The organism is Thalassospira sp. MBR-102 (assembly GCF_040549275.1).
Taxonomy (GTDB): domain Bacteria; phylum Pseudomonadota; class Alphaproteobacteria; order Rhodospirillales; family Thalassospiraceae; genus Thalassospira; species Thalassospira xiamenensis.
The window spans coordinates 274,477-293,744 of sequence record NZ_JBEPTC010000001.1; the positions used below are offsets into that span (position 1 = coordinate 274,477).

At 54.6% G+C, this 19,268-nt stretch carries 18 protein-coding genes and 1 other RNA gene; 10 read left to right on the plus strand and 9 right to left on the minus strand.

Annotated features, from left to right (window positions below; translation table 11 throughout):
- Positions 1 to 91: 91 nt before the first annotated feature.
- From mscL to ABIE64_RS01320, 3 genes are all read right to left on the minus strand, one after another.
- Entirely contained in the window at positions 92 to 523 is a 432-nt protein-coding gene (mscL, locus tag ABIE64_RS01310) for a large conductance mechanosensitive channel protein MscL (protein ID WP_354376426.1), read from the minus strand.
- Between the two features lie 125 nt (positions 524 to 648).
- A complete protein-coding gene (locus tag ABIE64_RS01315; protein WP_341363539.1) occupies positions 649 to 1,188 on the minus strand; it encodes a dihydrofolate reductase in 540 nt (179 codons plus the stop codon).
- On the minus strand, positions 1,188 to 1,982 hold the full coding sequence (locus ABIE64_RS01320) for a thymidylate synthase (RefSeq protein WP_354376427.1): 795 nt from the start codon (positions 1,980 to 1,982) through the stop codon (positions 1,188 to 1,190). Before ABIE64_RS01320 ends, ABIE64_RS01315 begins: the two co-directional genes overlap by 1 nt.
- A gap of 208 nt (positions 1,983 to 2,190) precedes the next feature.
- Here ABIE64_RS01320 and ABIE64_RS01325 point away from each other — a divergent pair, with 208 nt between their 5' ends.
- The 5 genes from ABIE64_RS01325 to ABIE64_RS01345 all read left to right on the plus strand — a co-directional run bounded on the left by ABIE64_RS01325 (position 2,191) and on the right by ABIE64_RS01345 (position 6,771).
- A complete protein-coding gene (locus tag ABIE64_RS01325; RefSeq protein WP_114094995.1) occupies positions 2,191 to 2,751 on the plus strand; it encodes a putative glycolipid-binding domain-containing protein in 561 nt (186 codons plus the stop codon).
- Positions 2,752 to 2,829: 78 nt separating this feature from the next.
- Positions 2,830 to 3,206, plus strand: a transfer-messenger RNA (tmRNA) gene (ssrA, locus tag ABIE64_RS01330).
- Positions 3,207 to 3,343: 137 nt separating this feature from the next.
- A complete protein-coding gene (locus ABIE64_RS01335) occupies positions 3,344 to 3,886 on the plus strand; it encodes an SspB family protein (RefSeq protein WP_114094968.1) in 543 nt (180 codons plus the stop codon).
- 183 nt (positions 3,887 to 4,069) lie between these two features.
- Positions 4,070 to 5,686, plus strand: a complete 1,617-nt coding sequence (locus tag ABIE64_RS01340) for a fumarate hydratase (RefSeq protein ID WP_354376428.1) — start codon at positions 4,070 to 4,072, stop codon at positions 5,684 to 5,686.
- A gap of 164 nt (positions 5,687 to 5,850) precedes the next feature.
- Positions 5,851 to 6,771: a DMT family transporter gene (locus ABIE64_RS01345; protein ID WP_354376429.1), complete on the plus strand. Its 921-nt coding sequence runs from the start codon at positions 5,851 to 5,853 to the stop codon at positions 6,769 to 6,771.
- A 71-nt stretch (positions 6,772 to 6,842) separates the two neighbouring features.
- Here ABIE64_RS01345 and ABIE64_RS01350 read toward each other — a convergent pair whose 3' ends face one another.
- Positions 6,843 to 7,901, minus strand: coding sequence for an AbrB family transcriptional regulator (locus ABIE64_RS01350; protein ID WP_354376430.1), 1,059 nt, complete (start codon positions 7,899 to 7,901; stop codon positions 6,843 to 6,845).
- Between the two features lie 104 nt (positions 7,902 to 8,005).
- Complete coding sequence (locus tag ABIE64_RS01355) at positions 8,006 to 8,587, minus strand: hydrolase (RefSeq protein WP_354376431.1); 582 nt, start codon at positions 8,585 to 8,587, stop codon at positions 8,006 to 8,008.
- A gap of 227 nt (positions 8,588 to 8,814) precedes the next feature.
- Between ABIE64_RS01355 and ABIE64_RS01360 the strand changes: the two genes are divergently transcribed.
- A complete protein-coding gene (locus tag ABIE64_RS01360) occupies positions 8,815 to 9,438 on the plus strand; it encodes an alpha/beta family hydrolase (RefSeq protein WP_354376432.1) in 624 nt (207 codons plus the stop codon).
- Between the two features lie 70 nt (positions 9,439 to 9,508).
- On the opposite strand, the gene ABIE64_RS01365 is transcribed toward ABIE64_RS01360, so the two are convergent.
- The gene (locus ABIE64_RS01365; protein WP_071240334.1) at positions 9,509 to 9,946 is read right to left on the minus strand and encodes a VOC family protein; all 438 of its coding nucleotides are present in this window, start codon (positions 9,944 to 9,946) and stop codon (positions 9,509 to 9,511) included.
- A 125-nt stretch (positions 9,947 to 10,071) separates the two neighbouring features.
- Between ABIE64_RS01365 and ABIE64_RS01370 the strand changes: the two genes are divergently transcribed.
- The 3 genes from ABIE64_RS01370 to ABIE64_RS01380 all read left to right on the plus strand — a co-directional run bounded on the left by ABIE64_RS01370 (position 10,072) and on the right by ABIE64_RS01380 (position 13,889).
- Positions 10,072 to 10,776, plus strand: a complete 705-nt coding sequence (locus tag ABIE64_RS01370; protein WP_354376433.1) for a helix-turn-helix transcriptional regulator — start codon at positions 10,072 to 10,074, stop codon at positions 10,774 to 10,776.
- Between the two features lie 227 nt (positions 10,777 to 11,003).
- Positions 11,004 to 13,004, plus strand: a complete 2,001-nt coding sequence (locus tag ABIE64_RS01375) for a putative bifunctional diguanylate cyclase/phosphodiesterase (protein ID WP_354376434.1) — start codon at positions 11,004 to 11,006, stop codon at positions 13,002 to 13,004.
- Between the two features lie 291 nt (positions 13,005 to 13,295).
- Positions 13,296 to 13,889, plus strand: coding sequence for a tetratricopeptide repeat protein (locus ABIE64_RS01380; RefSeq protein ID WP_354376435.1), 594 nt, complete (start codon positions 13,296 to 13,298; stop codon positions 13,887 to 13,889).
- A 16-nt stretch (positions 13,890 to 13,905) separates the two neighbouring features.
- Here ABIE64_RS01380 and ABIE64_RS01385 read toward each other — a convergent pair whose 3' ends face one another.
- The gene (locus ABIE64_RS01385) at positions 13,906 to 15,972 is read right to left on the minus strand and encodes a SpoIIE family protein phosphatase (protein WP_354376436.1); all 2,067 of its coding nucleotides are present in this window, start codon (positions 15,970 to 15,972) and stop codon (positions 13,906 to 13,908) included.
- 3 nt (positions 15,973 to 15,975) lie between these two features.
- Complete coding sequence (locus tag ABIE64_RS01390; protein WP_007090765.1) at positions 15,976 to 16,281, minus strand: STAS domain-containing protein; 306 nt, start codon at positions 16,279 to 16,281, stop codon at positions 15,976 to 15,978.
- Between the two features lie 169 nt (positions 16,282 to 16,450).
- Between ABIE64_RS01390 and ABIE64_RS01395 the strand changes: the two genes are divergently transcribed.
- The gene (locus ABIE64_RS01395) at positions 16,451 to 18,043 is read left to right on the plus strand and encodes a sigma-54-dependent transcriptional regulator (RefSeq protein ID WP_354376437.1); all 1,593 of its coding nucleotides are present in this window, start codon (positions 16,451 to 16,453) and stop codon (positions 18,041 to 18,043) included.
- Positions 18,044 to 18,069: 26 nt separating this feature from the next.
- Here the strand turns inward: ABIE64_RS01395 and cobD are convergent, their stop codons facing one another.
- Complete coding sequence (gene cobD / locus ABIE64_RS01400; RefSeq protein WP_354376438.1) at positions 18,070 to 19,263, minus strand: threonine-phosphate decarboxylase CobD; 1,194 nt, start codon at positions 19,261 to 19,263, stop codon at positions 18,070 to 18,072.
- Positions 19,264 to 19,268: the final 5 nt, after the last annotated feature.

The following is a 19,268-nucleotide window of genomic DNA, read 5'->3' on the forward strand; positions in this document are numbered from 1 at the left end:
TGTTCTGAAACATATTCAAAAATAGGCGCGAGAGCGCGCAATATCAACTGACAAAGTCAGAAACAACCGGTAGCGCGCACATTCCCGATATCTATTGTTCCTTGCGATCTGCCAGCAGGTCGCGGATTTCGCGCAGAAGGGCGACATCCTCGGGCGTTGCGGGCGGGGGCGTTTCACCGGCTTTTTCGTCTTCTTTTTTCTTGGCCTTGTTGATTGCCTTGACGACAAGGAACAAGACCCAGGCAATGATCGCGAAATTAAGCGCAATGGTAATGAATGCGCCATAGCCGATCACGGCACCCTGTGCCTTGGCATCGGCGTAATTCGTTGCGGTTACCGCGTCCGACAGGGCAATGAAATAGTTGGAAAAATCGAGCCCGCCAGAAACATAACCGATCACCGGCATGATGACGTCCCCGACAAGAGATGTGACAATCCGCCCGAATGCCGCCCCGATGATCACACCGATTGCCAGATCGACAACATTGCCGCGCAGGGCAAACTTCTTGAATTCTTCAAACATGTTTACCTGTCCTCTTTCATTCTTGGTTTTATCGGACAGGCGGTTTGATGCCCTACCGATAAAAAACTTTAGAATTGAAATGCGAAAACAGGAATTGTTTTGTTTGGTTGAGGAAGGCTATCCGATCAGCCCGCCACCAAAAGGCGATTTAACGTGACAAAGCTGTAATCCGGTCCATCGGGATTTTTGATGGTGGCACGCGCGGTTTCCTGCCATTTTTCGGCGGGCAGGGGATCAAGAAACGCATCGCCATCAATATCATCATGGACTTCGGTCAATTCATACCGCGTGGTGTAAGGCAGGGCGAGTTTGTAAATCTGCGCCCCACCGGCAATGACGACCTCGTTGACATCATCCTGTGCAGCGATCTGATCGGCCAGTTTGATCGCACTTTCGATGTCATGGCAGACGCGGACATTTTCGTGATCAAATGTCCAGTCCTTATCGCGTGTCACCACGATGGTGGTGCGTTTGGGAAGCGGTTTGCCAATCGCCTCGAACGTCACGCGGCCCATGATCATTGGTTTGCCAAGGGTGAGTGCCTTGAAGCGTTTGAGGTCCTCGGGCAGGTGCCAGGGCATCCAGCCATCCTTGCCAATCGCACCGTTTTGGGCGGCGGCAACCACGGCAACCCGTTCGATCCGGTCGTTATTGTTGGCGGGCATCAGACGGCCACCTTGCCCGCGATATGCGGATGCGGGTCATAGCCGGTCAGTTCGAAATCGTCATACTTGAAATCAAAGATCGATTTGACTGCCGGATTGATTTTCATGGTCGGCAACGGGCGCGGTTCACGCGAAAGCTGCAATTCGACCTGTTCAAGATGGTTGGTGTAAAGATGGGCATCGCCCAGCGTATGGACGAAATCACCAACACCAAGATCGCAGACCTGCGCGATCATCATGGTCAGCAATGCATAGGATGCGATATTGAACGGCACGCCCAGAAAGATATCGGCACTGCGTTGATAAAGCTGGCAGGACAGTTTGCCATTCGCGACATAGAACTGGAACAGGCAGTGGCAGGGCGGCAGCGCCATGTTGGGCACATCGGCCACATTCCATGCCGAAACGATCAGGCGACGGCTGTCGGGATTGTTTTTGATCTGGTCGATCAACTGGGTGATCTGGTCGATGGTTTCGCCGTTTGCCCCGCGCCATGACCGCCACTGGCCGCCGTAAACCGGGCCAAGTTCACCGTTTTCATCGGCCCATTCGTTCCAGATGCGTACACCATTGTCCTGAAGATATTTGACATTGGTGTCACCGGCCAGGAACCACAGCAATTCATGGATGATCGATTTCAGATGCAGCTTTTTGGTGGTGACCATCGGAAAGCCCTTTGACAGGTCAAACCGCATCTGGTGCCCAAAGACCGATACCGTGCCGGTGCCGGTGCGGTCTTCCTTATGTGCGCCAGTATCGCGCACCAGTCGCATCAGATCGAGATATTGCTGCATGGTGTTCCCTGCATTTTTGGAATCGCTTTGGTCGCAGCATAGTCAGGTCGGTGGATACGGGCAAGCGGCGCTATCCCATCTTTGGCGCAGCTTTACTAAACGCTTCCTGCTGACAATACTTGTCAGCATACGTCGCGCAAAATTGGCAAGTGCGGGTATACTTAGCCGCCTGAATCGGGGACGTATTTGCCGCATCGGAGCGTTGATCATGCAAGAAGCAGTTCAGTGGGTTGATTGGGATGGAAACGGTCTTGAATACTGTGTCTGTCAGTCTGGCCCGGATGGGATAAAGCTTGAAGGAGTCGTGATTGGTACGCGTCACGGCCACTATGGCGGGTCCTACCTTGTGATGACTGACGCGATGTTTGCCACACGCGAAGTGAAGGTAAGCTATGTCGGCGGGGAGAACATGCATGTGACCTCAGATGGCAAGGGAACATGGTTTGATTGCATCGCGAAGCAAGAGCTGCCGTCCTTGTCGGGGTGCTTTGACGTTGATATCGGTATAACCCCCGCGACAAACATGCTTCCGATCAAACGATTGAAACTGGTTGAGGGAGAAGCGCGTGATGTTTTGGCGGCTTACGTACCGCTTCCAAGCCAGATTGAGGGCGATTTCCTGCCACGTAGCGCGCGACAACGTTACACTTGTCTGGTCCCTGGTCGTCTCTATCGCTACGAGGGGCTGTTTCGCAATTTCGCTGCAGAGCTTGAGATCGATGATGTGGGGCTTGTTACCGATTATCCGGATACCTTCCGTCGCGTGTGATTTCGCGAAAAATTGGAGATCGTACTTTGCCCCGATCACAAAGTGTTCCGCCGAAAATCAAAAAAAGATTTCCCGAATCCCCTTGTGAAAAGGGGGGCGTTTGCCCTATATAGGGGCTGTCGGGGCAACCCGACTATGGCGTTACACGACTTGGCAGAATAGACATTACGGACCCGGGGGCGGTACCCGGCGGCTCCACCAACTTTCATCTATCTGACTTCGTCCGACTCAGGCGAAGATGTTGGGGCCGAAATAGGATCGACGTGTGTAGTAAAAGCCTCTGTTGGCGCTCGGCATGGTACCACCGTTATCGGGCTAATGTTTGTAAACGCAAACGACAACAATGCTCCGGTTGCTGTTGCCGCCTAAGCGGTACTAGCACCAAAGCGAAATTCCGATTGCCGGGAGCGGTAGTCTGGTGGGGGATGGGGCACCTAGCAACAGAACGCCCCGCTCTTGTATTTTTTCCCCTCTCCGTTATGAATAGAAGCAATTCAATTGCGTCATCTGCAAATGACGCGATCAGGTGCCATATATAAATGACGGGCATATCCTGAAATCATCAGGGAACCCGCCAGACACAGGATTATCGATGCAGGAACCGGAAGAATTCCGTTACGACCTTATGGTCGATCAGGCGCTGCGCGGCGTGGTGAAGCAGATCCTTTCGCGCGTGGCCGAAGAAGGCCTTTTCGGCGAGCATCACTATTACATCACGTTCCAGACCAATCATCCCGGCGTTGCTTTGCCTGAAGGACAGCGCAAGGCGCACCCGGACAATATCACCGTGGTATTGCAGCACCGGTTCTGGGACCTGAAAGCGGAAGACGATCATTTTTCAGTCGGCATGAGCTTTGATGGCATGCCAACCACGGTGGTTGTCCCGTATGATGCCATGCTGGCTTTTGTCGATCCGTCCGCCAACTTCATGCTGACCTTCAGCGTCGAAGAAGAGATGGGTGACGATGATTTCGATTACGACGAAGATGACGATCTTGACGCCGATTTGGTCGATGGTGACGAGGATGCAACCCCGCAGCTGGTCACCGAACCCGCCAAACGCAAAAAGAAAAAACCTGCCGAGCAGGGTGAAACCGGCGAAGTCATCGCCCTTGATGCGTTTCGTAAAAAATGAGTTTCAAAGGGGCGGGCATTTGGCTCGCCCTTTTTTCTTTCCCGCATGCCCGGTCCGGTTTCCCGCCGATTGCCGGAAGTCTGTTCATCTAACGTATCGTGGAAATTTACCGCGTTTGGCGTTATGAACGGCACAAATTAAAACAAACCCACCTTGTTTTTGAGAGAGACGAGAACTTATCCCATGAGTGATTTTGTCTATAAACCCATGTTCGAGCAGGGGAAGGACACGACCCCATACCGCAAGATCGGCGACGAAGGCGTTTCAACCGTTGAGGTCAATGGCGAGACGTTTTTGAAAGTCGAACCCGAAGCGATTGAGAAACTGACCCTTCAGGCGTTTTTCGATTGTTCGCATTTGCTGCGCCCGGGCCATCTCGAACAGTTGCGCAAAATCCTTGATGACCCGGAAGCAACGCCGAACGACAAGTTCGTTGCGATGGACCTTCTGAAAAACGCCAATATCGCATCTGGCGGCGTTTTGCCGATGTGTCAGGATACCGGTACGGCGATTGTCATGGGCAAGCGCGGTGGCAAGGTCATCACCAATGGTGCCGATGAAGAAGCCCTGTCGAGGGGGATCTGGCGCGCCTATCAGGAACATAACCTGCGTTATTCGCAGGTTTCCCCGGTCAATATGTTCGAAGAAAAGAACACCGGTTCGAACCTTCCGGCGCAGATTGATCTGTATGCGACGCCGGGCGATGAATACAAATTCATGTTCATGGCAAAGGGCGGCGGTTCGGCCAACAAGACGTTTTTGTATCAGCAGACCAAGGCGCTTCTGAACCCGGAAAGCCTGCGCAAGTTCCTGGATGAGAAAATCAGAACGCTTGGTACCTCTGCCTGCCCGCCCTATCATCTTGCCATCGTGATTGGCGGGACGTCGGCGGAGGCGGCACTCAAGACCGTTAAAATGGCTTCGGCGCGGTATTACGATAACCTGCCGACCGAGGGCGGGGTGTATGGTCAGGCCTATCGTGATCTTGAATGGGAACAGAAGGTCCTTGAGATGACGCGCGAAATGGGCATTGGCGCACAGTTCGGCGGCAAGTATTTCTGCCACGACGCGCGTGTTGTCCGCCTGCCGCGTCATGGGGCAAGTTGCCCGGTGGCGATTGGTGTTTCGTGCTCTGCCGACCGTCAGGTTCTGGGCAAGATCACCAAGGACGGTATTTTCATCGAAGACCTTGAACACAATCCGGCAAAATACCTTCCGGAAGTGTCGGACGAACATCTTGATGACAATGTGGTCAAGGTTGACCTGAACCGTCCGATGGATGAAATCCGTAAACAGCTTTCGCAATATGCGGTCAAGACGCGTCTGGCACTGACCGGGACCGTGATCGTGGCGCGTGATATTGCACATGCCAAGATCAAGGAACGTCTTGATGCCGGTGAAGGCATGCCCGATTACATGAAAAACCACCCGGTTTATTATGCGGGCCCGGCCAAAACGCCCGAAGGCATGCCATCGGGTTCGTTCGGCCCGACCACGGCGGGCCGCATGGATGCCTATGTCGAACAGTTCCAGGCCGCAGGCGGGTCGTTCGTCATGCTTGCCAAAGGCAACCGTTCGAAACAGGTCAAGGATGCCTGCAAAAACCACGGCGGGTTCTATCTTGGTTCCATCGGTGGCCCGGCCGCGCGCCTTGCACAGGATTGCATCAAGAAGGTCGAAGTCCTTGAATATCCGGAACTAGGCATGGAAGCCGTCTGGAAGATCGAGGTCGAAGATTTCCCAGCCTTCATCGTGATCGATGACAAGGGCAATGACTTCTTTGCCGAATTTGGTATCTGATTTCGAGATTGATGATTTGAAACAGGGCAGTGCGGGCAATCCGTGCTGCCCTGTTTTCGTTTCCGGCCGGTTATGCATAGCTGACCCACAGTCAAAATTCTTGCCTTGATTGGGGCTGCGTGGTCTGATTTCCGCAAAATCAACCCTTTAGCGGGAATGCTGATATGTCTCGAACTTCTGCTGTTGCTGTTTCGTCGGCAACGGAAAGCCGTCTGGTCGGTGTGACATCGGCCCTGGCGACGGTGACGATCTGGGCTGCGTGGCTGATTGTCACGCGCTATGCCATGACATCGGATTTTACCGCGGTCGATATCGGGCTTTTGCGCTTTGTCGTGCCGTTTGTGTTGCTGGCCCCGATCTGGCTTAAACGCGGTATCTGGCCCAAGGGGCTTTCGATTGCCAATGGCTTGATTATGCTGGTGGGATCGGGGGCGTTTTATACGCTTCTGGTCGCCAGTGCCCTGCAATATGTTCCGGCGAGCCATGTGGGCATTTTGCTGCCCGGTGTGATGGCTGTCTGGGCGGTTCTGATCGCGGTTGTGATGTTTGGCGAACGTCCGGGCTGGGTCCGACTGGCGGGTTATGCCACGGTGATTACCGGTATCGTCCTTCTGGCGGTACTTAAACCCGGTCATTCGACCGGCGACACGATCCTTTATGGGTATGGGCTTGTATCGGCGGGGGCATTTATGTGGGCGTGTTATACCCATGCAATGCGCCAAAGCGGCCTTGGTGCGCTGGAAGCGGCGGCATTTGTCGGGTTCTGGTCGTTTGTGATTATGGCGGTGGTGGCGCTGTTTACCGGAAGCCATATCCCCGATGCGTCGATGGATGATGTATTGCTGTTGCTTGTGACACAGGGATTGCTGGCGGGATGCGTTGCGGTGGTCACCTATGGGCTTGCGGTGCGTCACATCGGATCGACCGGTGCATCAGCCTTTGGCGCGATGACCCCGGCATTGACCGCGCTCGGCGGTGTGTTCCTGCTTAGCGAGGAAGGCAATCTTGCGCTGGCGATTGCTGTGGGATTGGTAATTTTCGGGGTGATGGTCGCATCGGGTGTTTTTCGCAGGGTTCTGCGTTAACCCGTTGCGGGCTTGTCGATTTGCAGACACCGCCAACGGGTTTTGCCCGTTTGCAGGTGTCTGCAACGCTTTTATACAATCCGATCCGGGAATTGTGCGGTGCGTTTTGCCACCATGCGGGCCAGGGGCGGACCAAACAGCAGCACCATGAAAAAGCGCGTTGCCTGTAACACCAGAATGAAGGACAGGTCGACATTGGTGCTGGCGGCGATGATGGCAACCGAATCAAGGCCGCCGGGGCTGGTTGCGAGATAGGCAGTCAGTGGATCGACATCCATGAAGATCACCAGCAAAACCGAAATCCCGGCACAGAACGCAATCAGAACGAAAATCGAAATCAGGATTTTCGGCAGGGCATAGGCCGCGTGGCGCAATACCGCAGGGGTGAATTTCAATCCGATCATCCAGCCGATCACGGCATAGGTCAGGCCAAGAAACCATTCTGGCAGGACGATATCGACCATACCGCTGATGCTTAGCCCCATCACGACGATCATCGGCACCAGAAGCGGCCCCGATGGCAAACGTGACTTTGCCCCGACAATGCAGAGGATGACGGCAATTGCCAATGTGATGCCGAAATCGCCGATATCAAACGGGTTAAACCATTGATGCGGATTGGCCGAGGCAAGTGCCGGATCGACCCAGAAATTGGCAACACTTGACGCCACGGCAACCACAATCACCACCCGGACATATTGCATGAAAGCCACAAGCCTGGCGTCGGCGCCAAAGGCCTCGGCCATGATGACCATGGCGGAGGCGGCACCCGGTGATGATCCCCAAATGCCTGCCGTCCCCGGCAGAACCTGCTTGATGCACAATATCCAGCCCAGAAAGCTGCTGGCGATCAATGTCAGTGCCGTAACGCCCAGAACAAGCGGCCAGTCATGCATGAAGGATGTTATGATCCCGGCGGTCATCGACCCGCCAACCATGCAGCCAAGCACCGATTGTGCGCCAAGATAGATCGGCTTTGGCATGGCAATGGTGGCGCCATTGGTACCCATGGCAATACCGACAATCATCGGGCCGAGCAAAAGGGCGGCGGGGATATCGGCATCATGCAGAATCACGGACAGGACAAGAGAAACACCGATCAGCAATCCCCATTGCAGGAGATGCGGCATTTTGCCGAGCTTTTCCCGATCTGAGGGCGCTTCGGATTGTTTGGGCTTGGGCGCGTGGGGCGAGGTATCTGGCACGGGAAAGCCTTTGTTTGGGGCAGCGATGATTATTGGGCGGCAAAGGTCAGTTCGGTTGATTGGCGGATGCGCGCAATACGTGGCAGGATTTCAGTGATTGAAAACTGGTGCATTTCGGCTGATTTGGTGGCAGTGGTATCTTCGGCAATCACGACGTTATAGCCGTGTTCCCAGGCGCAACGTGCGGTCGACTCAACGCCGAAATTGGTGACGACGCCGCCAAGAATGATGGTGTCGATGCCGCGACGGCGAAGCTGCAAATCAAGATCGGTGCCGTAAAACGCGCCCCATTGATGTTTGGTAATCAGGATATCGTCGGGCTGTTGCAGGCCATCAGCAAGGGTGCCCCAATCTTCGGGTGGGCATTTCTGTGGGACGGATGGCAGATCGACCATTTGTTGCGGGGCATCGGCCATATCAGAAGACCAGTACACGCGGACCAGAACGATGGGGGCGTTGGTCGAACGGAATTTGGCGATCAGATTGCGGGCATTTTCAAGCACCACATCACCGTTTCGCGGATGCAGAGACTGGGCCAGAATGCCATTCTGCAGGTCGATCATGACAAGGGCGGTACGCGCCGGGTCCAGCAGGATTTGATCTTTGGACATGGGAACACCTGATTGGGGCAAGCTATCGGATTGGGGCAGATGGTGACGCCGTTTGGGCTGGCGCACTGCTTTGGGGAGTGCCATGATAAACCGAAACATCCTGATATGGCGAGTTTTTCGGATGAATAGCGGGGAAACAACGGGCGGGCAGGGGATTGGGACTTGGCCCGATCAATCGCGATGGCTTATGTTTTTGATCGCCACAGGAACAGGGAAACCCGATTGTCATGACCATCGATTTTATCTTTGACGGGCCTGATGATGCCAGGCAGATCATTTTGCTGGCGCATGGGGCGGGGGCACCGATGGACAGCCCGTTCATGAATGAAATGGTCTTGGGACTTGCCGGGTGTGGTTATCGCGTGGCGCGGTTTGAATTTCCCTATATGGCGAAACGCCGGGTGGACGGGAAAAAGCGTGGGCCGGATAGGGCCCCGGTTCTGATCGAAACTTATCAACAGGTTGTGGAACAGCTTGGCACACCTGAAAATCTTGTGATCGGTGGCAAATCAATGGGCGGACGGATTGCCAGTATGGCCGCAGATGATCTTGGCGTGCGCGGTGTTGTCTGCCTTGGTTATCCCTTCCATCCGCCGGGAAAGTCCGAAAACCTGCGGACTGCGCATTTACAGAAAACGAAAACACCAACCCTGATCTGCCACGGAACGCGCGATCCGTTTGGTAGCCCGAACGAAGTGGCGGGTTATGGTCTTTCGGATGCGGTGGCGGTGCACTGGGTTTCTGACGGCAATCATGATTTTGAACCACGCAAGAAGTCGGGCCACACACAGGAAGGCAATATTGCCGGTGTGGTCGCCGCGATTGATAACTTTGTCAAGACAACGGGATGATGCAATGACTGCATCATCCCGCTTTTGATGTTTGTGGCAAAAACATCGATTGGTGGTGACGCGAAGGGGATTAGGCTGGGATGCTTTCGACCGGCATCAGGAAATCCTTGGCATATTCATCACTCATTTCCGCTTCCTGACTGGCGATATCGATCCTTACTCCATTGGGGTCAAGCAGGGTGAAATGACGTTGGCCCCATGGTTCATCGCGGAGTTCAAGGGCGAATTCAAAACCCTTGGCGCGAAGTTCTTCGGCGGCGGATTTGGCGTTGTCGACGCTGATTCCAAAGATACTGCCTTCGCCCATTGTGCGACCCTGAAACAGGGGCGGCTGGGTCGGGTGGTCTGGCTGCATCAATCCGATCTGCACTTCCATGCAGTCGGGCCAGACAAGGTGAATGTACCAGTCGCCGGCAAAGACAGCGACAAAGCCCAGTTTTTCGTAAAAAGTCCGGCTTTCTGTCAGTTTCTCGGTGACAATAATCGGAAAGGCGCTGGTGATTTTCATTGGTTTGTTCCTGACGAATGTTGAAACCCTGTTCCCGATAATTGTCATGTTTGCACATGCCTCCTGACAGGAGCCTGTCAGGAGCGTTATGATAAATTCTCGGTCATGCTGAGAAAGGAGCGAACATGAGAAGGGCCGACCGACTTTTCCGTCTTGTACAGATTTTACGCCGTCGCAAACTTTGCCGGGCGCGCGAACTTGCCGAGGAACTGGAAGTTTCCGAACGCACGATTTACCGCGATATTCGCGATCTTGCCGCGTCCGGTGTTCCGGTCGAAGGCGAGGCGGGTGTGGGGTATATCCTGCGCGATGGATATGACCTGCCGCCATTGATGTTTGATGCCGATGAGATCGAGGCACTGGTGGTCGCCGCCCGCATGGTGCAAAGCTGGACCGATCCGCATATGGCGCGTGCCGCGGGCGATGCTCTGACCAAGATCGAGGCGGTCTTGCCGGAAAAAATGCGGGGCCTTATTGGCGGGGTGCCGATTGCGATTGCCGAAATCGCCCAGGCCCCGATTGCAATTTCGATGCCCGATTTGCGTCGTGCCATTCGCGAACGGCATCTGATCAATATCGATTACACCGATGCCAAGGGGGATGACACCAACCGGCGGGTCTGGCCGTTGGGGATGCTGTTTTTTGGCACCATCTGGCTGTTGGCGAGCTGGTGCGAGCTGCGCCAGGCCTTCCGCGTTTTCCGTGCAGACCGGATCAAGAACATGCAGATCACCACCGATCATTTTCGCCCGACACCAGGGCGGACATTGCGCGATTACCTGATTTCCGAAGGCGTGGAGGGGGAAATTCTGAATGGCATCGGACGATAACGAATTTGTCCATATGGCCCTTGGCGCGGCGCATCGTGTGGCATCGGCAAAGGCTGCCAAAGCCAGGCGCAAAAAGTCGAAACCCGGCAGCAAAGGATAAAAGTTTTCAGGGAAATCGCGGCAAAATCATCCGATTGTTTAAGGTCGCACTGAAAGGGCTGCATTTGCCGCGGATTTTCGTATAAGGTTTTCCTGTAGTAAGAAAACCACGGGGAAAGCGCATCGGTGTGGCGTTAAAGGATTTGTGCCGGAACATTGTCGGGACGTTCCGCGTTCGGGAAGATCAACCCGAACTGGTTCGCGCACAGGTCAAGGCCCTTTCCCGTCAAATCCCGCTGCTATACATCCTTCTTTTTGCCAATGCGGTCGCGCTGGCTTTCACGCATTATGGAACCGCACCTGACTGGATGACGATTTATATTCCAGCCGTTCTGGGGATTGTGTGTCTGATCCGCGGACTTGCGTGGATGCGATTGCGTGATACGGCAAATGATTTTGCCAGTGCGGTGCTGCATTTGCGCCGTATCCGCATTCTGGCCGCAGTCATCAGCGTCGTCTTCACCGCGTGGGCAATCAAGATGTTTGGCTATGGTGACGCCTATCAGCAGGGGCATGTCGCCTATTTCATATCGATCACTGTGGTTGGGTGTATCTTTTGCCTTCTGCATTTTCCCCCGGCAGCCCTTTTGGTCGTGATCATCGTTCTGGGATCTTTCGTCCTGCATTTCGGGTCTACCGGGAACGAGGTATATGTCGCGATTGCGGCCAATATGGCGATGGTGTCCTTGATGATCGTCCAGATCATCCGAAGCTATTACGCGGCGTTTTCCGGACTGGTGGAATCCCAAATCGATCTGGAAAGGCAGCACGCTAAAACCATCGAGCTTTCCAATCAGAACCGTGAACTGGCCTTTCTTGATGCGTTGACCGGGCTTTCCAACCGACGTGCATTCTTTTCCCATCTTGACGAAGCGGTGGCGCGTGCAAAGGACAGCGGGCGGTTTGCGATTGCGATGATTGATCTGGACGGGTTCAAGCCGGTCAATGACGTGCATGGCCATCCGGCTGGAGATGATGTGCTGGTCAAAGCCAGCGCCCGCCTGCGCGAGATTCTGGGGCCGGATGTCCTGTTGGCGCGGTTGGGCGGTGATGAATTCGGTGTGATCCTTGACGGTGTCACGGATGCAACTGAACTGATCCGCATCGGACGGGAGTTGTGTGGAACGTTAAACGATCCATTCGAAGTTGGCGGGGGTACGGTACAGCTTTCCGCATCGCTTGGTTTTGCGACTTATCCGGCGGTGGCACGCGAACCCAATGCCCTGTTCGAGCGCGCCGATTTCGCGCTTTATTACGCCAAGAAAAACATGCCCGGTCATCCGGTTCTGTTTGCCGCCCATCATGAAACCCTGATCCGACATGACAGTCAGATTGAACAGGCGTTGCGCAAGGCCGATCTGGAAAGTGAATTATCAATTCATTACCAGCCGGTTTTTGATTTGCGCAGCGGCAAACTGCATTCGGTCGAGGTTTTGGCGCGGTGGGACAATGACAAAATGGGGCGGGTTTCGCCGGAAATGTTTTTCCCGGTGGCCGAAAAAACCGGACAGGTCGGAACTTTGTCGGCAGTCCTGTTTCAGAAGGCCCTGAAATCCATGATTACCTGGCCGCAGGATGTGCCGCTGTCGTTTAACCTGTCGGCCCGCGATATTGTTCTGCCCGACATGGCGCACTGGCTGATTGACCAGATCAAATTCTTTGGAATTGATTCGGGACGTTTGACATTTGAAGTGACGGAAACGGCTTTGCTGCGGGATTTTGTGTCGGCCCGTGCCAGCATTCGTTATCTGCGTCGCCATGGTGCAAAGGTTGCGCTGGATGATTTCGGGATCGGATATTCCAGCCTGCGCTATGTTCATGAACTGGAATTTGACTGCCTCAAGGTTGATCGCAGTTTTATCGAACCGATTGTTACCAGCGAACGCAGCCAGCGGATTGTCAAAACCGTGATCGACATGTGCGACAATCTGGGCACCGATTGCGTGATCGAAGGGATCGAGACACCCGAACAGCGCGACCAGGTCCTGCGTCTTGGCGGGCGTCTCGCACAGGGATATTTCTTTGCCCGGCCATCGGCCAGCATTGATTGGGATGCCTTGCCCAATGTGGCAGATCGGGATTGGACAGAAACCCCATCGGATGTCCGACAGGTCGACGCAAAATCATAACGTTTCCATCATGAAGCGGGTGATCGCAAATAGGGCAAAACCGGCTGCATCTTTGCCCTATTGATGTCGGTTTCCCGGTTAATCTTCCCGCAACCCAATCAGGGTATTCTTCTGGTCATCCGGCATGACAGATATTGGCATATGCCCGCGTCGCGCGCCGGACTGCACCGGATACCGATTTTGCGGCCTATCTAAGCAATTGAAACGACTCGTTGTTTTTATTGGCTATTGCAAGAATTCAGGCGAGTCGTTACGATTCGCCATCTTAGACGGGAACAGGGCTTCGGACAGATGTCAGGCCAGACGCACATTTCATCCCAGATAGCCGCTGTCAAGATTGACGGCATTGATCTGGCGCCTGAAATTCGCAGCCGTCTTCGCAATCTGATCGACACACTGCCTGACCAACCCGCCCGATTACGGGTAATGGGGCATGTTCTGCTGGATATGGGGCTTGGCAGTCTTGCACTTGATGCGTTTGGACGGGCCCTGTTGCTGGATGATCTTGATCCGACAACGCATCTGGGATTGACCCGGACCTATTTGCAGAACGGATCGCGCGACATCGCGCTTGAACATCTGGAAATCGCGATCAGCCTGCGGCCTGATGCCCGCGAGTTGCGCGTGGTGGCCGCCGATCTTGTCTCTTGCTGCGACCGCATGAAGGCATTCGATCAATTGGGTGCGGTCCTGTCGAGAGATCCGGATCATGCGGGCGCACGCAAGGGGCTTGCGGCATTGATACGATCCGTGATCACAAGCCGCATTCAGGAAAGCAGATATTCTGCGTCAAAGGTTGCGACCGATACCACCCATATCTGGGATTTGCAGGATCATATGCCGGAACGGGAACTTTCACCGCCCCAGCCGTGGTTTTTAAATTAGCTGATTGTGCCTGATGTTATTTTCCTGACCGGGTAAGGGCATTGGGCTGTAATGACACGACGGTGAAGTCGTCATGCAGCTTGACCGGTGCGCGATCCATGAATTGATCGGCAAGGTGGGATGCCAGGTCGGTCATGCCGCCTGTTTCGGAAATTATGTCCTGAACCATTTTCAAAAGCCGTTCACCTTCAAGAAAAGCCCCATCATCAAGCACGGTTTCGATCAACGCATCGCTGTAAAGCAGCAGGAAATTATCGATCCCGAAGGGTATTTCGCGGGTTTCATATCTGGCATCGCGGATAACGCCAAGCGGCACACCTGAGCCATCAAGAAACGTGGTTTCACCGGTTTTGATGTTACCCAGAACTGGCGAGGTGCAGGCCGCACTGGCGTAGCGGAATGTTTCGGCGGTTCGATTGATAACACCATACAGCATCGTGGCGTATTGGCCGACCGGGAGCAGACTCTTGAGGTGGCGGTTAAGAGATTCCAGATAGACACCCGGATCATCATCATGCTGGTCATCCGACCATATCAGGGAATGAAGGCGGAATGTATTGAGTGCGGCACCAAGTCCGTGACCGGCAAAGTCAACGATGTAAACACCCAGCCGGTCATCATCAATCGGGGCCAGTCCCCACATGTCACCGCCAAGTTCAGATGACATCTGGAAGCTGGCACTGATGGTCATGCCATATTCAAGGCCGGTCCCCCGATATTGTTCCGCCTTGGGGATCAGCATTTCCTGCATGTCACGCGCCATTTCCAGTTCGGACTGCGTACGTTCCTGATAGGCCTGCAACTGTTTGACCAGCAGGCGATTTTCAAGATGGATACGCGTACGCGCGATCATTTCCGCCTTGTTTAGCGGCTTTAAAATAAGGTCGGTCGCTCCGTCCTCGAAAATCCGCGTGCGCCCTTCGTTTTCTTCAAGCGCGGTCTGGGCAATGATCGGGGTTTCGGCAAATAGCGGGTCGGCACGCAGGGCCTTGCATACCTCGTAACCATCCATTTTGGGCATGATGATATCAAGGATGATCAGGTCGGGATTATGCTTTTGCGCCTGTGCCAGTGCATCTTCGCCGTCCTTGGCGAAAACCAGATTGGTAAACCCGTCCGAACGCAAATACGACGCGATGATTTCACGCGATATCATGGTGTCATCGGCAATCAGGATCATCGCATCACGCGGGTTGCGAAGGTCTCCTTCCCCGGCGGCCCGTTCGGCGGCCTCGAGACCCGCGACGAAATTGGTATTAAGCGGCAGGGCTGCCGATGCATCGGGGGCAAAAGTCAGCCGGATTGTCCGCCCGCCACGATCAAAGGTGACATCGTGGCAAAGGCTTCGGATCAATGGCAGGCCACGGCCAAAGGTGGATTCAGCGCCGGGTAATTTTGGAAGCGGTGTCTCATCGGGCGGGACAAAGCCTCTGCCCTGATCATGGATCGAAATTTCGACATTGCCGTTGCGCCGTTTTTTCGCCGTCAGCATGATCGCGCGGCCACCATGGATCGGGGATGCCAGGCGGCGCGCCGTTTCCTCGCCCAATTCGTTGAAGCGGTCCATCGACAGATGGCCTGTCGTATTCATTTCCAGGTTGCCGTGAAGCATCGAATTTGCAAACGCTTCCTGAACGGCCATTTCGACCGTCGGCGCGATGGTATCGTGAATGATGTCGCGGTGGCGAAGGGCGGTGACGAATTTTCGTGCCATTGGCAGTTGATAGGCACTTTGCGTCGACATGCAGACCAGAAGGTCCCAATTCGCGCCCCGTTTGGCGGTTCGCAACGGTCCAAGATCACCCAGATCAAGCCCGTCATAGCATTCGACAAAATAATTGCAGTTGAGGCGCACCAGCGCGCCAAGCCATTCCCGACCGGTTTCGGACGGTATCAGGCATAATTGATATCGGTTGCGGTGTTCAAAATCTTCGGGGCTTCGGCCAAAGAAAAGTTCCGCATTCGCGCCTGCGCCATCACCGAAAATATGCTGCCCCCCCAGAACCTTTGCCGCGCGGGCTTGGTCAAGCGGTTCGGCAACCGCAACAAGGGGGCGCGGGTTGGCCTCGCCGGTTGTCGGCATGTGTCAGTCTTCCAGCTTGAACAGGGTATCGAAGCGGGCAACTTCGAGCATGCGTTTTACCTGTCCCTGCGCGCCTTTGAGAATGACCGTTGCACGCGACTTCTCACCTTCGTCACGGGCGAGCAGCAGCATGCCGAGCCCGGCTGAGTCGATGAACTCGACCCCGGAAAGGTCAAGGATTTGTGTTTCGGCTTCCTGACTGCGGATTTCTTCGATCAGTTTGCGAAAACTGGAATGGTCCCCAAATGTAAATCGGCCATTCAGTTCGACCTTGATCGTGTCGCCGGATTTTTCGGTGGTGTAATTCAAGCCGTGATACTCCCGGATGCGAGCAATGTTACTGAAACTATGCCTTTTTTAACCAAAAGCTGATTTCTATGAGATAACGAATCAGCTGACTAGAGGTTAGCAGTTGTGCATGTAATGTCACTATCGGTATGGTTCCGATAGATGAATAGATCGGGACGTGAACGGCAAAATGCCAGAACAGGCACGCATTATCGTTGTCGAAGACACGCTGTCGCTTGCGCGGGTGTATCAGGACTACTTGCGCGCTGATGGCCACAAGGTCGAGCATGTCGTCACTGGTCGTGATGCTATTCAAAGACTGCGAAATGATCCGCCTGACGTTCTGGTTCTTGATCTTATCCTGCCGGACATGGATGGGCGTGATGTTCTGCGCGCCGCCCATCAGGCCGCACCGGAATGCAAGGTGGTTGTGATTACCGCCCACGGTTCGGTCAATGTCGCGGTCGAGGCGATGCGTGACGGGGCGTGGGATTTTCTTCTGAAGCCTTTTACCGCCGACAAGCTTCGGATCACGGTCAGTGATGCCTTGGAAGGCCGGTCTGCTATCAGTCATGCGGTCCAAAAATCTGATGGCGTCGATACCGTCGACGAGATGTATTTTGACATCATCGGCGCGTCGGACACGATGCATGATATCTATCGTATCATTGAAAATGCGGCCCCCAGTCGGGCAACAGTTTTCATCACTGGTGAGTCAGGGACCGGTAAGGAACTTGCGGCAGAAGCCATTCACCGTCGGTCCGAGCGGGTTAACGAGCCGTTTATTCCGCTAAACTGTGGTGCGATCCCCAAAGACCTGATGGAAAGCGAGATTTTCGGTCACGTCAAAGGCGCGTTCACCGGTGCCGTAATCGACCGCGAAGGGGCCGCACACCGGGCCGATGGCGGGACCCTTTTTCTGGATGAAATATGCGAGATGGATCTGGATCTGCAGACCAAGCTTTTGAGGTTCATTCAGACTGGTACATTCCAGAAAGTCGGTGGCAGTTCGATTGAAAGCGTGGATGTAAGGTTTGTTTGTGCAACAAACCGTGATCCGCTTGAAGAAGTGCGTGCCGGGCGTTTCCGAGAAGATCTGTATTACCGTCTTCATGTGATTCCGCTTCACATGCCGCCCTTACGTGATCGCGATGACGATATCCTGCAGATCGCCAATTTCTATCTGCAACGCTTTACCCGAGAAGAAGGGCGCGATTTTCAACGCTTCAGCCCCGATGTCGCCGCCCTGTTTGCGCGCTATGCCTGGCCGGGCAACATTCGTCAGCTTCAGAACATCATCCGCAACATTGTCGTTCTGAATAATGGCACCGAAGTCACCATGTCGATGGTGCCCCGACCGGTTAACAGCGGCACGGACGACGAACGTTTTGGGTCGGAATCCATCGAAGCACCTCCGCCCCATCCGGTCGTCTCAAACGGGTTGGAGGATGCCGGTCGATTTTGGGAAGGGGACCCGGATGCGTTGGCCTTTTTGGCCGGGGCGCGCAACCTGCGCGACGGGGTGGAACCAAAGCATATGGATATGGCCCCTGCCATGATTGGCGCGAATGGCCGGTTTGGCATGGCACCGATGTCAACCGGTTTGCCGATAGACAGCAGCTATGCCGGGATCAAGCCGCTTTGGCTGGTGGAAAAGCAGGCGATTGAAGAAGCAATTGCGCGATGCGGTGGATCGATCCCGCGTGCAGCGGATGCCCTGGGCGTCAGTCCATCGACGATTTATCGCAAGAAACAGGCGTGGGAAGAAAACGGGGCGAAATAGGCAAGGCAGCTTTTAAGTGATTGCCTTTAAGGGCCTGCTGCCAGCGCCTTTTCCAGCCTGATCCAGTCCTTTTCCGTGCCCGGCAGACCAAACCGGATACGGTCAGCATGATCATCAAACAACCGGACCAGAATGCCCTGCGTGCCCAGATGGTGCGCAAGCTTTGCGGCATTCTTGCCGTGATATAGCCGAAACAGTATGGTGCCGCCGACCCGTTCCAGATCGGTCAGGCTGGCAATCAGATTATCAAGGCGGTTTGCATCGATTGACAACTGATGGCGCATATCGGTTTGCCATACCAGATCTTCAAATGCCGCCCGCGCGATGGTCAGTGCCGGACCCGCGATAGCCCATGGACCGATCCGGTCGGTTAGAGCAGCCGCCAGTTCAGGGGGCATGACGGCACATCCAAGACGTAATCCTGCAAGGCCGAAAAACTTGCCAAATGAACGCAGGACAATCATGCGTTCGAATTTATGGCTTTGTCTGCAAATGCTGTATTCCGGGCTGCAATCCATAAAGGCCTCGTCAATCAGAAGCCATTTGCCATGTTCTGTTGCTAGTTGGGCAAGTTCTGTCAGTGTGGTCTGGTCTATCAGGCCGCCATCGGGATTGTTTGGATTAACCAGAATGACAATGTCATCGCGGCCGCCAGGGGATTGCAGGATATCGGCCATGTTCGATACCCGGTTTTCCGGTGTTGTTGTGACGGTTTCCGTTCTGAACCCCGCACGTTTCCAGCCCAGTGCATGTTCGGCATATGTCGGACCGATAATGTGAACGGTTGCGGTTCTGTCCTGATCGGCAAACCAGAAGGGAATGGTCTGGATCAATGCCTGCGTTCCCGGCGCACAGGCAATCTGGTTGGGATGTGAAATGCCGTAATAGTCCGCTGCGGCCTGTTTCAGGGCGTCCAGTTCACTTGCCAGCGGCAATCGTTGCCAATGGATGGCATCAATCGCGGCAATTGGCCAGGCTTTTGCATTGATCCCCGTCGACAGATCAAGCCAGTCCGGTGCGGCAATGCCGTATTTTTCGGCCGCCGCATCGATAGCGCCACCATGGGATGGGGATTGCAGGATCATGAATGTGCCTTTGGCCCGAAATGGGGATACAGAGCGGAAAAACTTAATGCTATCTGCGTAACGCGTGACAGGATCGGGCGCAAGTCGGACTTGCGCGGCAGCAGGTGACTTCGTATCGTCCGCCAGACCCTGCATTGGAT

Bases quoted from the DNA above. Each gene is read 5' to 3' on its own strand.
- ABIE64_RS01315 (WP_341363539.1), bottom strand. From the start codon at position 1,188: ATGCCCGCCAACAATAACGACCGGATCGAACGGGTTGCCGTGGTTGCC.
- ABIE64_RS01340 (WP_354376428.1), top strand. From the start codon at position 4,070: ATGAGTGATTTTGTCTATAAACCCATGTTCGAGCAGGGGAAGGACACG.
- ABIE64_RS01325 (WP_114094995.1), top strand. From the start codon at position 2,191: ATGCAAGAAGCAGTTCAGTGGGTTGATTGGGATGGAAACGGTCTTGAA.
- ABIE64_RS01370 (WP_354376433.1), top strand. From the start codon at position 10,072: ATGAGAAGGGCCGACCGACTTTTCCGTCTTGTACAGATTTTACGCCGT.
- ABIE64_RS01345 (WP_354376429.1), top strand. From the start codon at position 5,851: ATGTCTCGAACTTCTGCTGTTGCTGTTTCGTCGGCAACGGAAAGCCGT.
- ABIE64_RS01350 (WP_354376430.1), bottom strand. From the start codon at position 7,901: ATGCCGCATCTCCTGCAATGGGGATTGCTGATCGGTGTTTCTCTTGTC.
- ABIE64_RS01360 (WP_354376432.1), top strand. From the start codon at position 8,815: ATGACCATCGATTTTATCTTTGACGGGCCTGATGATGCCAGGCAGATC.
- ABIE64_RS01355 (WP_354376431.1), bottom strand. From the start codon at position 8,587: ATGTCCAAAGATCAAATCCTGCTGGACCCGGCGCGTACCGCCCTTGTC.
- cobD (WP_354376438.1), bottom strand. From the start codon at position 19,263: ATGCAGGGTCTGGCGGACGATACGAAGTCACCTGCTGCCGCGCAAGTC.
- mscL (WP_354376426.1), bottom strand. From the start codon at position 523: ATGTTTGAAGAATTCAAGAAGTTTGCCCTGCGCGGCAATGTTGTCGAT.
- ABIE64_RS01385 (WP_354376436.1), bottom strand. From the start codon at position 15,972: ATGCCGACAACCGGCGAGGCCAACCCGCGCCCCCTTGTTGCGGTTGCC.
- ABIE64_RS01320 (WP_354376427.1), bottom strand. From the start codon at position 1,982: ATGCAGCAATATCTCGATCTGATGCGACTGGTGCGCGATACTGGCGCA.
- ABIE64_RS01365 (WP_071240334.1), bottom strand. From the start codon at position 9,946: ATGAAAATCACCAGCGCCTTTCCGATTATTGTCACCGAGAAACTGACA.
- ABIE64_RS01395 (WP_354376437.1), top strand. From the start codon at position 16,451: ATGCCAGAACAGGCACGCATTATCGTTGTCGAAGACACGCTGTCGCTT.
- ABIE64_RS01335 (WP_114094968.1), top strand. From the start codon at position 3,344: ATGCAGGAACCGGAAGAATTCCGTTACGACCTTATGGTCGATCAGGCG.
- ABIE64_RS01380 (WP_354376435.1), top strand. From the start codon at position 13,296: ATGTCAGGCCAGACGCACATTTCATCCCAGATAGCCGCTGTCAAGATT.